Annotated in this window: 12 protein-coding genes; 6 read left to right on the forward strand and 6 right to left on the reverse strand. The window is 70.1% G+C overall.

The features are described 5' to 3' along the window. Positions 1-40: 40 nt before the first annotated feature. Positions 41-1,063 (reverse strand): hypothetical protein, encoded by a 1,023-nt coding sequence (locus FHX42_RS24590; protein ID WP_182546850.1) that lies wholly within the window; start codon positions 1,061-1,063, stop codon positions 41-43. Between the two features lie 268 nt (positions 1,064-1,331). Between FHX42_RS24590 and FHX42_RS24595 the strand changes: the two genes are divergently transcribed. Continuing rightward, positions 1,332-2,489, forward strand: coding sequence for an AI-2E family transporter (locus FHX42_RS24595; RefSeq protein WP_182546851.1), 1,158 nt, complete (start codon positions 1,332-1,334; stop codon positions 2,487-2,489). Between the two features lie 28 nt (positions 2,490-2,517). On the opposite strand, the gene FHX42_RS24600 is transcribed toward FHX42_RS24595, so the two are convergent. Continuing rightward, complete coding sequence (locus FHX42_RS24600; protein WP_182546852.1) at positions 2,518-3,714, reverse strand: GGDEF domain-containing protein; 1,197 nt, start codon at positions 3,712-3,714, stop codon at positions 2,518-2,520. Between the two features lie 205 nt (positions 3,715-3,919). On the opposite strand from FHX42_RS24600, the gene macS reads away from it, so the two are divergent. Beyond that, positions 3,920-5,131 (forward strand): MacS family sensor histidine kinase, encoded by a 1,212-nt coding sequence (macS, locus tag FHX42_RS24605; RefSeq protein ID WP_328796732.1) that lies wholly within the window; start codon positions 3,920-3,922, stop codon positions 5,129-5,131. Then, positions 5,128-5,790, forward strand: coding sequence for a response regulator (locus tag FHX42_RS24610; protein ID WP_182546854.1), 663 nt, complete (start codon positions 5,128-5,130; stop codon positions 5,788-5,790). The genes macS and FHX42_RS24610 overlap by 4 nt, the downstream gene beginning before the upstream one ends. Positions 5,791-5,971: 181 nt before the next feature. On the opposite strand, the gene FHX42_RS24615 is transcribed toward FHX42_RS24610, so the two are convergent. After that, positions 5,972-7,609, reverse strand: a complete 1,638-nt coding sequence (locus FHX42_RS24615) for a phosphoenolpyruvate--protein phosphotransferase (protein WP_182546855.1) — start codon at positions 7,607-7,609, stop codon at positions 5,972-5,974. 205 nt (positions 7,610-7,814) lie between these two features. On the opposite strand from FHX42_RS24615, the gene FHX42_RS24620 reads away from it, so the two are divergent. Continuing rightward, the gene (locus FHX42_RS24620) at positions 7,815-8,219 is read left to right on the forward strand and encodes a hypothetical protein (RefSeq protein ID WP_182546856.1); all 405 of its coding nucleotides are present in this window, start codon (positions 7,815-7,817) and stop codon (positions 8,217-8,219) included. 286 nt (positions 8,220-8,505) lie between these two features. Here FHX42_RS24620 and FHX42_RS24625 read toward each other — a convergent pair whose 3' ends face one another. Both FHX42_RS24625 and FHX42_RS24630 read right to left on the reverse strand, forming a co-directional pair. Further along, positions 8,506-8,838: a glutaredoxin family protein gene (locus FHX42_RS24625; protein ID WP_182546857.1), complete on the reverse strand. Its 333-nt coding sequence runs from the start codon at positions 8,836-8,838 to the stop codon at positions 8,506-8,508. Between the two features lie 18 nt (positions 8,839-8,856). Continuing rightward, positions 8,857-10,977 carry an MMPL family transporter gene (locus tag FHX42_RS24630; RefSeq protein ID WP_328796723.1) on the reverse strand — a complete coding sequence of 707 codons (2,121 nt, stop codon included), beginning with the start codon at positions 10,975-10,977 and terminating at the stop codon, positions 8,857-8,859. Between the two features lie 190 nt (positions 10,978-11,167). On the opposite strand from FHX42_RS24630, the gene FHX42_RS24635 reads away from it, so the two are divergent. Further along, positions 11,168-11,893 (forward strand): TetR/AcrR family transcriptional regulator, encoded by a 726-nt coding sequence (locus FHX42_RS24635; protein WP_182546858.1) that lies wholly within the window; start codon positions 11,168-11,170, stop codon positions 11,891-11,893. 61 nt (positions 11,894-11,954) lie between these two features. Then, entirely contained in the window at positions 11,955-12,422 is a 468-nt protein-coding gene (locus FHX42_RS24640; RefSeq protein WP_182546859.1) for a DUF1707 SHOCT-like domain-containing protein, read from the forward strand. On the opposite strand, the gene FHX42_RS24645 is transcribed toward FHX42_RS24640, so the two are convergent. Beyond that, a complete protein-coding gene (locus tag FHX42_RS24645; RefSeq protein ID WP_220480849.1) occupies positions 12,383-14,632 on the reverse strand; it encodes a Scr1 family TA system antitoxin-like transcriptional regulator in 2,250 nt (749 codons plus the stop codon). The genes FHX42_RS24640 and FHX42_RS24645 overlap by 40 nt on opposite strands. Positions 14,633-14,655 lie beyond the last annotated feature (23 nt).

Raw genomic sequence — 14,655 nt, forward strand, 5'->3', positions numbered from 1 at the left:
GAGTCGCGAGCGCGCAGCGGATCACCGCCACACGAGGGGGTCAGTCCGGGTTCGTACCGGGTTGCGGCTTCGGCCCACCGGTCAGCGCGGGGGTGGTGCGGCGCGTGGTGGTGCTGCCACGAGTTTCGGAGAGCAGCGCCGCACCGAACAGCCAGCAGAGGCCCACACCACCGTTCGAGCCACCGCTGTCACCGGTGGCACCTCCGCACCCGGACGAGAGTGGTGCGGGCATCGGAACCAGCGGTTGCCACCACGGCAGCGGCCGGGGTTCCGGGGGAACGTCGGCACCGTCCCGAACACCGACGGTGTCCGGGGACGGAGTCGGCCGGCTCTCGGTGGTGCCGATCGATTGCGAGGCCGGCACGGGCGCGGGGTCCGTACGAGGCATCGGCGAAGCGTCCCGGTGATCCGGAAGCACCTGCGCGTTCTCGTTCGGCGCGTGCTCCGGGCAGTCGGCGTTCCGGTCCGGGGCGACGATCGGCAGCGTCTCGGAAACGTCGGGGACGAGGGGGTCCAGTGACTGCTCGACGGGTTCGAGTCCGGTGCCGACGCTCTCGGTCACCTTCCGGACCGGTTCGAGGACCTCGCCGGTCACCTCCCCGGCCGGTTCGAGCACCGGTCGGGTCACCTCATCGACCGGTTCGAGCACCGGTCGAGCCTGCCGGACGAGCTCGTGCACGGAGTCGCTCACCGGCGCGGTCACCGCACCGGAGTCCCGCTCGGGGGTGGAAGCGATCTCGTCCGTCACCCTCTCGACCCGGGTGAGGATCCTCGTCGCGTCGAGCTCGGTCGGATCGAGCGTCGCCGGGCCGGACGAGTTCGACCCGTCCTGCCCCGACTCCTCCACGGGGTCGACGGGACCGCGCGAGGACGTCTCGACCATCTCGGCCACGTCGACGGGCTGGTCCTCCTCGCCGAACGACGTGGTCTCCGCCGTCGCGATACCGGCTCCGAGCAACCACACCGCCGAGGTTCCCGCCACCGCGGTGCCGGTGAAGACCAGAGCACGGTTCAGCAGCCGCCGCAGGCGGCCGGATTCCGTGCTCCGCTCGGTTCCGGACATGGGCTTCGCGAGCCTCCTGGTATCGGGTACATGGACCGTGATCGGCGGGCTCGACCGACGTGCTCAACCGAAACCGACCGTGATCTTCGCGCTACCGAACGGAACTCTGCCAAAAGATCCACCGCCGGCGCAGCTTCTCCACGGCAATATCGCCACATCGTGTGACCAGCCATCGTTGCATGTTCGGAGAGTGACGAGTTCGTGTCCTGACGACGACGTCGCGGATCTCCGCCCCACGAGATGACGATCTCCCGCTACGGTGGCGGGCGTGAGCGACCCCAGGAACATCGGTTCGGAAGACGCCGCCCGCATCCCTCCCGCCCTGCGGCTGTCGGCCGCGGTGAGCTGGCGCGTGCTGCTGGTGCTCGGCCTGCTGTACGTGCTCGGTGTGGTCGTGGGCAGACTCTTCATCGTGGTGGTTCCGGTCGCCATCGCCCTGCTGCTGGCCGCGCTGCTCGCCCCCGCGGTCTCCGCGCTGCACCGGCTGCGGGTCCCGCGCTCGCTGGCCACGGCGATCGTGCTCGTGGGCGGGTTGGCGGCGCTGGGCGGACTGCTCACGTTCGTGATCAACGCCTTCATCGCGGGACTGCCCGACATGCAGACCCAGATCGTGCGCAGTATCGACAACATCCACCAGTGGCTGCTCAACGGCCCGCTTCCCCTGAACCAGCAACAGCTCGACGAGTACGTGCTCCAGATCCAGGAGTGGTTGAAGGGAAACCGAGCGTGGTTGACCTCGGGGGCGTTGGCCACGGCCAGTTCCTTGGGCACCTTCCTGACCGGCCTGGCGCTCATGCTGTTCACGCTGATCTTCTTCCTGCACGACGGGCGCCGCATCTGGAAGTTCCTGCTGCGCATGCTGCCCGCTTCCTCTCGCGATCGGATCGACGCGGCGGGAATGCGGGGGTTCGCCTCGCTGTCCGGCTACATTCGCGGCACCGGTCTCGTCGCAGTGGGGGACGCGCTGGGCATCGGCATCGGTCTGGCGGTGCTGGGAGTGCCGCTGGCGGTGCCGCTGGCGGCGCTGGTGTTCCTCTCCGCCTTCGTCCCGATCGTCGGTGCCATCGCCTCCGGGGCCGTGGCTGTCCTCGTCGCACTCGTCACCAAGGGGCCGATCACGGGGCTGCTGGTGCTCGCGGTGGTCCTCGGCGTGCAGCAGATCGAAGGCAACGTGCTGCAACCCCTGGTGATCGGGCGCGCGGTCAAGCTGCACCCGCTGGCGGTCGTGCTGGCGATCAGTGCCGGCGTGGTCGTCGCCGGGATCGCCGGAGCCCTGCTGGCGGTGCCGCTGCTGGCCGTGCTGAACGCCGCGATCCGATCGCTGGCCGCCGGGGAGGACGACGCCGACGCGGTGTCCTCGCTACGGCCACGCGACTCCCTCCCCGCGAAGGAGGAACCCGCCGAGACCGGCACCGTCGAGGAGTGACCCGCTCGGACCCGCTCCGCGGGACCTCCTACGCCATCGTGACGGCGTTGCGACCACCGGACTTGGCGGCCAACAGCGCCGCGTCGGCGGCCACCAGCAGATCCGGCAACTCGTAACCGAACCGCACCGAGGTCGCCACCCCGATGCTCACGGTCACGTCGTCGAGCTCGCACGGGCGGCCGTGGACGTCCTGCGCCGGCACGGACAGCGAGGCGGTCGCCGCCCGAACGCGCTGCGCGACCGCACGAGCGACCTCGGTGTCGGCCCCGGGAAGCAGCACCACGAACTCCTCACCGCCGAAGCGCCCCACCACGTCCTCCTTGCGCACGCTGCCGCGCAGCATCAGCGCCACGGCGGCCAGCACCGCGTCCCCGGCGAGATGGCCGATCTCGTCGTTGACCCGCTTGAAGTGGTCGAGGTCGAGCAGCAGCACGGCGGCGGGATGCCCCCGGTTTCCGACGCGCACCAGTTCCGCACGAGCGCGCCGCTCCCAGTGCATCGCGTTGGCCAGCCCGGTCTTGCCGTCGCGCTGCGCGGAGCGGCGCCACTGCGGCAGCTGACCGGCCAGGTCCAGCAGCGCCAGCGGCGGCACCGCCAACAGCGCCGAGGCGGGGTACGCGTCCACCGCCATCGCCAGCAGGCCACCCAGGCTCGCCGCCACGATGCCCAGCAGGACGTCGATCGGCTCGCCCAGCACTCCCCGGCGAGAGGCGTCCGGGCTGCGCAACCGGAGTCCGACCGCGATCACGAAGGCCCGCGCCAGCAGCAGCACCGTCGCGCTCAGCACGAGCAGCACCGGGTTCCAGGACGGGTGCTGCCAGCCGATCACCCAGCGCGCCGCGAAGACCGCCAGGGTGGTCGCGGCCGTGGTGAACATCCAGCGGTACAGCTCGGGACGATTGTCGAGCACCCCGTGCAGCGCGGGGCCGAGCAGCAACAGCACGAGCATGTTCGGCGGCAGCGTCAGTATTCCCGCCGCCAGGTAGGCAATGTGGAGCGTCCACGGGTTGCGCCGGATCTCCTTGCGCAGGTGGATCGACAACGAGGTGGCCACGATCACCACACCGGCCGTGATCGCGATCATGGCGAACAGCCGCAGCGCGCCCATGCTCGGTGGCGACGTGGTCGCGATGACCAACGTCACCACGATCAGGGCGACGGACTGCACCGCCAGCACGTAGACCAGCGCGGGTGGACGCAGTTTCCACAGCGACCAATCCCCCATGTGCCCTTCACACCTCCCGGGAGGAGCCTCGCACTGACGACACCGGAGTGGAGCTCCACCCGTACGATCGCGCTTCGAACGCTCCCTGTCACCAACAATCGTGAATCCGATTCGGCGCCAAGGGTTGCTCCTCCGCTCTCGTACGGCAGGATGACCGCCGGGGGAAGGAGCAGTTGTGGCCAATCAGCGAACGACCGGCGAGCGAGTGGACTCTCGAAACACGACCAGTGACCAAACGTTACAACCTTCGACGCATCCACCGGACGGCCGGTCACCACTGTGGCGCGCGCACAACGTCATGCGCGTCGTCATGCTCTGCTACGCGCTGATCTGGTTCACGATCCTGGTGGACGATTACGCGTACCCGTTGCTGGGAACGGCCGTACTCGTGGTCATGGCACTGTGGACCGCTTTCACGATCCATCGTTACCGACACCGTTCCGGACGGACGAACAGGTTGGTGCTGGCCGACCAGGTCGTGGTCACGGCGCTGTTCGCGATCTGCGCCCTCGTCATGACCGACGATCAACTCAAGGCCGGGCTGCCCACGGTGGTCACGATCTGGCAGGGATCGATGGTCACCTCGGCCGCCGTGCAGTGGGGAATGCTCGGTGGCGGGATCTGCGGTGTGGTGGCCGCGGTGGGCAACCTCCTGATGCGCGGTCTCATCGACTCCAACATGGCCATGGACACGGTGCTGCACGTCGGTACCGGGCTGCTGCTCGGTCTCGCATCGGACACGGCTGTCCGCTCCACCGAGCGGCTGAGCAAGGCACTGCGCGCGGAAGCCGCCACGGCCGAACGGGAGCGGCTGGCCCGGTCCATCCACGACAGCGTGTTGCAGGTACTCGCGCGGGTGCGCAAGCGCGGCGCGGAAATGGGCGGCGAGGCGGCCGACCTCGCCCGCCTCGCCGGTGAGCAGGAGGTCACGCTGCGCGCGCTGATCGCGTCGAGCCCCCCGGAACCGGACGAGGACGGTGGCCAGGATCTCGCCGCCCGGTTGCAGGCGCTGAGCACCGCCAGGGTCCAGATCTCGGTCCCCGCCACACCGGTCCCACTACCAGTCGCGACGGCCTCGGACCTGTTCTCGACGGTACGAGAGGCGTTGGAGAACGCCGATCGACACGCGGGGGACGAAGCGCGGGTGTGGGTGCTGTTGGAGGATCTCACCGAAGAGGTCGTGATCAGCATCAGGGACGATGGAGAGGGCATTCCCGAAGGCAGGTTGGCCGTGGCCGAGTCGCAGGGCCGGATGGGCGTGGCCCAGTCCATCCGGGGTCGGGTCGAGGGGTTGGGTGGCACCGCCACCCTGGAAACCGCGCCCGGCGAGGGCACCGAGTGGGAGCTGCGGGTCCCTCGACCGGAGTCCTCCGACCGGCAGCACGGCAGTGGGCACCGTGGAGGAGTGAGTCGATGATCGACGTCTCGGTGATGGTGGTCGACGACCATCCGATGTGGCGCGACGGAGTGGCCAGGGACCTGCAGGAGCGCGGGTTCGAGATGGCCGCCACGGCCGGGGACGCGGAGGCCGCGCTACGCATCGCGCGGACGGTGCGGCCCGACGTGGTGCTGATGGACCTCAACCTCGGCGACACTTCCGGGGTCGAGGCGTCCCGGCAGATCACCCAGGAGGTCTCGGGCACTCGCGTCCTGGTGCTGTCGGCCAGCGGGGAGCACAGCGACGTGCTGGAGGCGGTCAAGGCGGGTGCGTCCGGCTACCTGGTCAAGTCCGCCTCCGCGGAGGAACTGGTGGACGCGATCCGGCGCACGGCCATGGGCGACGCCGTGTTCACCCCCGGCCTGGCCGGGCTGGTGCTGGGTGAGTACCGCCGGATGGCCGTCGCCCCGGACTCCGGCTCACGGGCCCCGACGCTGACGCCGCAGGAGACCAACGTGCTCCAGCAGGTCGCCAAGGGACTCACCGCACGGCAGATCGCCAACAAACTGGTGATTTCGCACCGCACGGTCGAGAACCACGTTCAGTCCACCCTGCGCAAGCTACAGCTGCACAACCGCGTCGAACTCGCTCGCTACGCCATCGAGCACGGCCTCGACGGCGACGACTCCGAGAAGTGAAGCGGAGCAAGGCGAGGCAAGGCGGAAAGGCCACGGGTTCGCGCGGACCGTGTCCCCAGCGACACCGTGCACCACGCCCATGACGGTGCACTCTGCCCAGTAGGGCTACCCGGTTTCGCGCGAAAGCGGACTTTCCCGGTTTCGCGCGAAAGCGGGCGAAACTCACCCGATCGGGTGCACCTCACTCCAGGACGGCACGGGCCGCCCGGCGCGCGTCCACCGGACCCGCCGCGGCCAGCGCCGCTTCCGCGGCCCGGCGGTAAGTACTCAGTGGATGACCCGCCAGCGCGGATCCCACGGCGGGCACCGCCGCCGCGACCATCGACAGGCTGCCAACGCCGAGCCCGACGAGCACGCGAGCCAGCAGCGGGTCGGCGGCGGCCTCCCCGCACACGCCCACCGACTTGTCGAGGTCCCGGCCGGCCCGACCGACCGCGTCGATCAGCCGCAGCAGGGCGGGCTGCCAGGGATCGTTGAGCTCGGCCAGCGCCCCCAGCATCCGATCGGCCGCGAAGACGTACTGGGCGAGGTCGTTGGTGCCGATGCTGACGAAGTCGACCGCCTCCAGGATCTCCGGTGCGCTCAACGCGGCGGCGGGAACCTCGATCATCACCCCGGCGCGGTCGACACCGGCCGCACGGGCCCGCTCGGCGAACCACCGCGCCTCCGCTGCGGTGGCCACCATGGGGGCCATCACCGAGACCTCGGCCCCGGAGTCGGCGGCGGCCGCGGCGATCGCCTCCAACTGCCGGTCGAGCACACCCGGCTGCTCGAAGGAGACGCGCAGCCCACGCACCCCCAGCGCGGGGTTCGGCTCCGTACCCGGTTCGAGAAAGGACAGTGGCTTGTCCGCGCCCGCGTCCAGGGTGCGCACCACGACGGGCTGCCCCGCGAAGGGCGTCAGCACCTCGGCGTACGCCCGGCGCTGGGTGCTCACGTCGGGTTCCTCGGCGGCGGCGAGGTAGCAGAACTCGGTGCGGAACAGGCCGACTCCCTGGGCGCCGGCCTCGACCGCCCCCTGCGCGTCGGTCACCGAGCCGACGTTGGCGAGGACCTTGACGGCGTGACCGTCGGCCGTGGCCGCCGTTCCGTCCCACTCCTCGCCCGCCACGCGGTCGACGGCCTCGACGGGCACAGGCTGGTCGGACAGGTCGACGGTGCCCGCGTCCCCGTCGACCACGGCCCCCACGGCGCTGTCGGCGGCGAGCACTCCGCGCGCGGCGACCACGGCCGGGATTCCCAGCGAACGCGCCAGGATCGCGGTGTGGCTGGTCGGCCCGCCTTCCTCGGTGACCAGCGCGAGCACCAGGGCCGGATCCAGGTCGGCGGTGTCGGCGGGAGCGAGGTCGCGGGCGAGCAACACGGCGGGCCGGTCGAGTCCGGGGACGCCGGGGGCGTCGACACCGATCAGCGAAGCGATGATCCGGTCCCGCACGTCGTGCACGTCGCGGACCCGCTCGGCGAGGTAACCGCCCGCCTCGCGCAGCGCGTCGGCGAAACCGTTGGCGGCCTCCTGGACGGCGCGGGGCGCGGGCAGCGAACGAGTGGTGACCAGTTGCTCGGCCTGGGAGATCAGCGCCGGGTCCACCGCCATCGCGGCCGTGGTCTCCAGGACGGCCTTCGCGTCGCCCTCGACCTCGGCCGCGCGGGCCGACAGCCGACCGGCGACGTCCTCCGCGGCCGGACGAATGAGTCCCGACTCGGCCTCGGGACTGACGGGAGCGGGTGTGGAGGGAGGTTCGGGAAGGGGTTCGGCCACGCGGACGAGAGGTCCGGCGGCACGTCCGGTACTCACTCCGACACCACTAATACTCGACATGGTCTAGACCATACCTCTCTCCGTGTTCACCTGCGAGGATGGTAGGTAATTCCGTCGCGACCCTGCTCAACCGCGCGGCACGAAAGCCCCGGGGCAGAGGGATTCTACGTCCGTCGAACGACGCGATCCGGCCATTACTCATGAGTAACCAGTTGAGTAGGCGTACGGATCCGGTGACCCCCCGGCGACCAGCACTCTTGGGCCCATGACAACACGATCGAATCAGACACTCGACCACGACTCGTCCTCCTCGATCGCGCGGATCGCCACGATGTGCGCCGACATCGGTGCGGAGCTCGACCGCCTCGGCGGTAAACCGTCCTCGCAGGACAGCACGGCCCGTGGCCCCGACCTGGTGCGCGGGGAACCCGTCGATACCAGCTATGCCGAGCCCCGCCGGTCTCCGACCGCTTCGGCGGACGGGGCCGCCTCGGCGCGGGGAACGGTGGTGGTGCTCCCAAAAGTACTGCGGCTCGACGGAGGCGCCCTCTCCGGTGCGGCACCCGGCGGAAGGGCGCGCGACGCGGCCCTGCTGCTGGCGGGGTTCGTGCTTTCGACGGCGGGCGCCCACTGTGCACGCCGTGTGTTGGCGAGACGACCTAGCAGGTAACCGGTTCGGCCGTGCCTCCCCGCTCTCCGCCGCGATGTCACCGGATCCGGTGATTCTGAGCGAAATCGATGCCCCCGTTCGGGCGTATTTTCCGGGTGGGGCGCATCGTTCCCGCGTCGGTGGGCGTCAAAATAGGTGGTTGCCGCTCGTCGGTACGCGCCACCGACGAACGCAACCGGTCGGAACCGGCCGTAACGCCCCCCGTACGGCCGCTCCGACCAGCCGTGAGTCCTTCGGAATCCGAAAAAACCGAAGGACTCACGGCTCTCCCACTTCCGAAGAACCCCTACTGGCCCTTGCGCAGGCCCAGGGCGTTGAGCGTCCCCTCGACCGGCCCCGGCCGGTGCTCGGGCAGCGCCCCCGGAGCGTGCTCGCCCACGGCCGCCACGACCTGCTCCGCCGCCGGGTTCACCGCCGACCACTCGCCGATCACGACGGTCGGCACGGTCTCGTTGCCCTCGGCCAGCGACCGGACCGTGGCGGCGGCCTGCTGGTCCTGCCAGATGTCGACCTCGGTGAACTCCAGGCCCCTGCGCTTGAGCCCGGCCCGCAGCGAGGTGCAGAACGGACATCCCGGCCGGGTGTAGACGGTCACCGCGTCGGCTTGCTGCTCTCCCATGAATCTCTCCGCTCTCGGCTATGAGGCCGTTTCGTGCTCGCGCCGCGAGGACGACTCCTCGGCCTCGCCGACCCCGACCCGCTGTTGCAACCGCTTCAGCGGTCCCGGCGCCCACCACGCGGCGCGACCCATCAGCTTCAACACCGCGGGCACCAGAATCATTCGCACCACGGTCGCGTCCAGCGCCAGCGCGACGATCATGCCGACGCCGACCAGCCGCATGATCGTGACGCTGGAGAACGAGAACGCGCCGGTGACCACGATCAGCAGCAACGCGGCGGCCGTGATCATCCGTCCCGTGCGGACCAGGCCGGTGCGGACCGCCTCCTCGGTGGAAGCACCTCCCGCGCGCGCCTCCACCATCCGCGACAGCAGGAAGACCTCGTAGTCGGTGGAGAGCCCGAACACCACCGAGGCCATGAGCACGATGATGCCGACCGACACCGGCGCCGGGGTCACGTTGATCAGGTCGGCACCGTAGCCCTGCACGAAGATCCAGCTCAGCACGCCGAAGGTGGCCGACAGGCTCAGCGCGCTCATCACCACCGCCTTGATCGGCAGCAGCACCGAGCCGAAGGCCAGGAACATCAGCACCAGCGTCGCGCCGATCAGCAGGGCGGCCACCCACGGCAGCTGGTCGGCGGTGGCCCGCAAGCTGTCCAGGTTCAGCGCGGTCGGCCCACCGACCAGCATCTCGCTGCCGCCCGGGGGCGTCAGACCCCGGACGTCGGTGACCGCCTGGTTGGCCTGGTCGGTGTAGGGTCCGGTGGTCAGCGACGCGTTGAGCACGACGACGTCACCACCGGCACCGCTGGACCTGGCGGTGTCGATCCCCGGCACCTGACCGACCTCGGCGGCGAACCGCTGGACGGCGGGTGCGGGCGGGGCCGAGCCGTGCCCCTGCAGCACCACCTGGACGGCGTCGCTGCTCATGCCGGGGAACTCGGTCTGCAGCGTCTCGATCGCCTGCCGCGCCGGGTCGTTCTCGGGCAGGATCCGCTCGTCGGGGGCGCCGAACTGGGTGTTCAGGAACGGGGAGCCGAGCAGCAGGAGCACGGCGACGATCGGCACCGCCGTCAGCAGCGGACGCTTCATCACGCCGTCGGCGAACCGGCGCCAGCCCCGCCCCTCGCCGGAAGCGGAACCGGAACGCTTCCCGCGCCACGGCACGGCGAGCTTGTCGACGCGGTGGCCCAGCATCCCCAGGATCGCCGGCAACAGGGTCAGCGAGATCACGGCCGCCAGCGCCACCGCCGACATGCCGCCGAAGGCCAGCGACCGCAGGAAGCTCTGCGGGAACAGCAGCAGCCCGCCGAGGGCTACCACCAGCAGGGTCGCGGAGAACGCCACGGTGCGACCGGCCGTGGCCACCGAGCGACGCACAGCCTCACCGGTGGACGCTCCGGCGGCGAGTTCCTCGCGGAACCGGCCCACGATGAACAGGCCGTAGTCGATGGCCAGTCCGAGTCCGAGCAGGCTGGCCACGTTGACCGCGAAGACGTTGACCTCGGCGAACAACGAGATCAGGTGCAGCAGGCCGAGCGAGCCGAACACGGCCAGGCCACCGACGAGCACGGGCAGCGACGCGGCGACCACACCACCGAAGATGATCACCAGCAGCACCAGCACGACCGGCAGCGAGACGGCCTCGGCCATGGCGAGGTCGTTGGTGGTGTGCTGGGTCATGGACTGCTGCACCGGGATCTGACCCGCGACGTCGGTTTCCACGCCCCGGACCTGGAACCGGCCCTCGATCCGCTCGTAGGAGTCGGTCTTGGCGCCGAGATCCGAACCGGCGAGGGTGATCGTGGCCAGTCCGCTGGTGTGGTCGGAGTTGGTCAGCTGCGGCGCCGGCGTCCGCCAGTAGGACGTGACGTCGGTGACGGCGCCGGGCGGCAGGTCTCCCAGCGTCCGCTCGATCCTGGAGGCCACCGCCGGGTCGTCGACGGTCCCGCCCTGCGGAGCGCCGTAGATGACCACCAGGTCGCCGCCCGACGAGCCGAGGGCCTCCGAAGCGACCTCCTGGGCCTGCGCGGCTTCACTGCCGGGAGCCTCGTAACCGCCCTGGCTCACCTTGTCGAAGACGCCGAGTCCCCACGCACCGCCGCCGACGACGGCGAGCAGCAGCACGATCACCACCGGAAGGCGATGTCGGTGGGTGAGCGATCCCCAGGAAGCGAACAAGGCTGACCTCCGGCTGTGTTGGTAGCTGCCCAGCGCGGCGACTACGGTGTCCTGGCTACCTTGAACTGAGTAAACGGCGTTCACTACCGCTGTGCCCCACAGTAGCGACGAGAAGCGCGTCCAGCACCCGATGGAGTGGCACACCATGAGCGAAATCACTCGGCGTGAACGAATGCGCGTCGAGACCGACCTGGAGATCCGCCAGCACGCGCGGAGGCTGCTCGTCGCGGAGGGCCGGGAGGCCGTAACCCTGCGCGCCATCGCCCGTGAGCTCGGCATCACCGCCCCGGCGCTGTATCGCTACTACGATTCGCGCGAGGACATGCTGCGGCAGCTGTGCGTCGACATCTGCGACGATCTCGCCGACGAGCTCAACCGGGCCCTCGAAGAGGTCGGCGAGGACGACTACCGGGAGAAGCTGTTCACGGTCTGCCGCGGGTTCCGGCGGTGGGCGCTGGGACATCCGCGCGAGTTCACGCTGGTCTTCGCCTCACCCGCCGACGAGACCGGCACCGACACCGGCGAGCCCGCGCAGGACCAGTTGGGCAGCGTGTTCCTGCGCGTCATCGGGCCGCTGATGAGCGAGGGCGCCACTCAGGTCGTCAACGAGGGGGCGCCCTCGGACCTGCACAACGACCTCGCGCCCAACCAGGAGGCGCTGGCCGCCGCGTTCACGATCAAGGGCATCGAGGTTCCGGAGGAGGCCACCGGGCCGCACGCGGTGTACTTCCTGCTGCGGTGGTGGATCAGGATCTACGGCCACGTGGCGCTGGAGGTGTTCCGGCGCTTTCCGTTCGACGTCGCCCACGCCGACCGCCTCTTCGAGTCCCTGCTCACCGAACTGACCCAGGACGTCGGTCTGGACGGGTGACCGACCGGGCGGCGATCGAAAACCGCCGACGACACCGATCGTCCCTTGTGCACTCCGGTACGTGAATGATTTTTTAGAATCTCCCGAGCTGCGCATCGCCGATGCCGACCGGAACGAGGCGCAACGCCTGCTGAGCGAGCACCTCGCGGCGGGACGACTGACTTCCGGGGAACACGAGGAGCGCGCTTCGCGGGCGTCCCAGGCGCGGACTCGGGAGGAGATTCAGACCCTGTTCGGGGACCTGCCGAACCCGCAGTCCCGATTCGACGGAGCCGCACCGCAGGCCGCCGCTCCCACTCGTCGACAACAAGCGGCGTGGTTTCCGGAGCCGGGAGTCGACTTCGGCACGACCCCGACGTCCCGGCGGCTGTGGTACGCGATCACCGCCGTCGTCCTTCCGTGCGCGCTACTCGGAGCCGCCACGGGGCTCACACCGTCAGCGGGAAACCCGTTAGTCCTTCTCGCCGCCCTGGTGCTCTTCGCGGTGCTCTACGTACTCCTGGTCGTCAGCGACCGCACCGCCAAGTGATCGCGAGCACCGACCGCGCACGGCCCACCCGTCGTAGTCCCCGGCCCGAGCCGGTCCAGGAAGGACCCCGCCGCCGCGCGGTCGGGTGCCACGGCCACCTCTGCACGTGGACGTGAGGCTCTCGCTCCGGAAGCCCCATCAGCATGAAAGCCCCGTCCAAAGCAGGACGAGCACCGCCGGCAAGCGGTATGCCCCGAATCGGTCACGGTCGGTCGACGGCCGGCCCACAGCAAATGATCAAGTTGTTCACGCCGTGCCGAACGCCCGCCGACAACCCGGTGCAGTACCGACTCGTCGATGAGGGGACGAGTCCCCGACGCCTTCGACCGTCTCGGTCCGGTCGCCAGACGCGGAACGTCGGGGTGAGGCGACCCGCCCGCGCCCTGGCCCTGTGTCCGCCGGCCTCCCGAACGTCTCGGTGTCGCGACCGGACGACGAGCTGCCGGGTCACGCCACCGCTTCAGCAGCTCGTGGAAGGCGGGGGCGCCGTGAGGGTAGGCGTGTGCGCTGTTCGGCCGGCCCAGTCCCTCGCGGTTGTAGTACCCGGGGGTGCACTCGGCGTGGAACCACTCGTGGTCGGGGGCGTCCTCGGCCATGACGGCGAGCCAGGCGTCCTCGGCCTCGCGGGACGGTTCGATGAGGGCGTCCTCCGCTTCGGCGGCCGCGACGAGGGCGGCCGCATGGACGGCCTGCTCGTCGAGGACGTGCGTGAAGTTGACGCTGCTGGCGTTGTGCAGGGAACCCATCTGGATCAGGTTCGGGAAGCCGTTGCTGGTGAAGCCGTGGAGGGTTCGCGGGCCCTCCCGCGCCCAGAGGTCCAGCAGTCCGGTGCCGCCCCGGCCGCGGACGGGGAGCTTGCCGGATTGGATACCGGAGACTCCGACGGAGAATCCCGTGGCGAAGATCAGGCAGTCGAGTTCGTACGCGACGTCGCCGCCGACCACACCGTGCTCGGTGATGCGCTCGATGCCGTGGGTGTCCGCGGTATCGATCAGCGAGACGTTGTCGCGGTTGAACGCCGAGTAGTACTCGTCGGAGAAGGTGGGGCGCTTGCAGGCGTACCGGTACCAGGGCTTGAGCTTCTCCGCCGTCTCCGGGTCGGTGACGGTCCGCTCGACGCGGGCGCGCAGCTCGTTCATCTTCGCGGCGTCGGCCACCTCGTAGGCGGCTTCGAAGTCCGGTCCCCCGTCCGGGCGGTGGAAGCTCGGCAGGAGCTTTTCCAAAAGCCCCGCCGAAGAGGTCCAGCGGTCCGCCACGAGGTCCCGGTCGACCGTCTTCTCGCCGGAGACGATGCGGAGGAAGTTCTCGCGACGCTCGCGGGCCCAGCCGTCGTGGTCGGCACCGACGTCTTCCGCGGTGGTGCGGCGGTTGGCGCGCACGTCCACGGTGGAGGGGGTGCGCTGGAAGGCGTAGACGTGCTGGGCGTCCTCGGCCAGCATCGGAACGGCCTGAACGCCGGTGGCGCCGGTGCCGACGACGCCCACGCGCTTGTCGGCGAGGCCGGTCATGCCGCCGTCCGGGGTGCCGCCGGTGTAACCGTAGTCCCAGCGCGACGTGTGGAAGGTGTGGCCCCGGAAGGTCTCGACGCCGGGTATCCCGGGCAGCTTCGGCTCGGACAGGGTGCCGGTGGCGGTGACGACGTACGTGGCGTGGAAGGCGTCGCCGCGGTCTGTGGCCACGATCCACTTCTCGGATGCTTCGTCCCAGGTGAGCGAGGTCGCCGCGGTGGAGAACAGAGCGTTCGGACAGAGGTCGAACGTCCGCGCGATGCGCATCGCGTGTTGGCGGATCTCTTCGCCGGGGGAGTACTTCCACTTCGGCACGTACCCGGTCTCGTCGAGCATCGGCAGGTAGACGTGCGACTCGATGTCGCAGTGGATGCCCGGGTAGCGATTCCAGTACCAGGTGCCCCCGAAGTCACCGCCCTTCTCGACGACCCGGACGCGCTCCACGCCCTGCTGCCGCATCCGCGCCCCGGCGAGTATGCCGCCGAACCCGCCACCGACCACGGCGACGTCGACGGCGTCGTGCATCGATTCGCGCTCGGCCACTTCGCCGACGTACGGGTCGGCGGCGTAGTAGCCGAATTCGGCGTCGGTGGCGTGATACTGGCGGGCGCCGTCGGACCGTACGCGGCGCTCACGTTCGAGGTGGTAGCGCCGCCTCAGCGCGGCGAGTTCGTCGGGGGTCGGTGGTTGAGCGGTCGTCATGCGGGGCCTCACTCCTGCCGGTC

The sequence above is a fragment of the Halosaccharopolyspora lacisalsi genome (genome assembly GCF_014137975.1).
GTDB lineage: Bacteria > Actinomycetota > Actinomycetes > Mycobacteriales > Pseudonocardiaceae > Halosaccharopolyspora > Halosaccharopolyspora lacisalsi.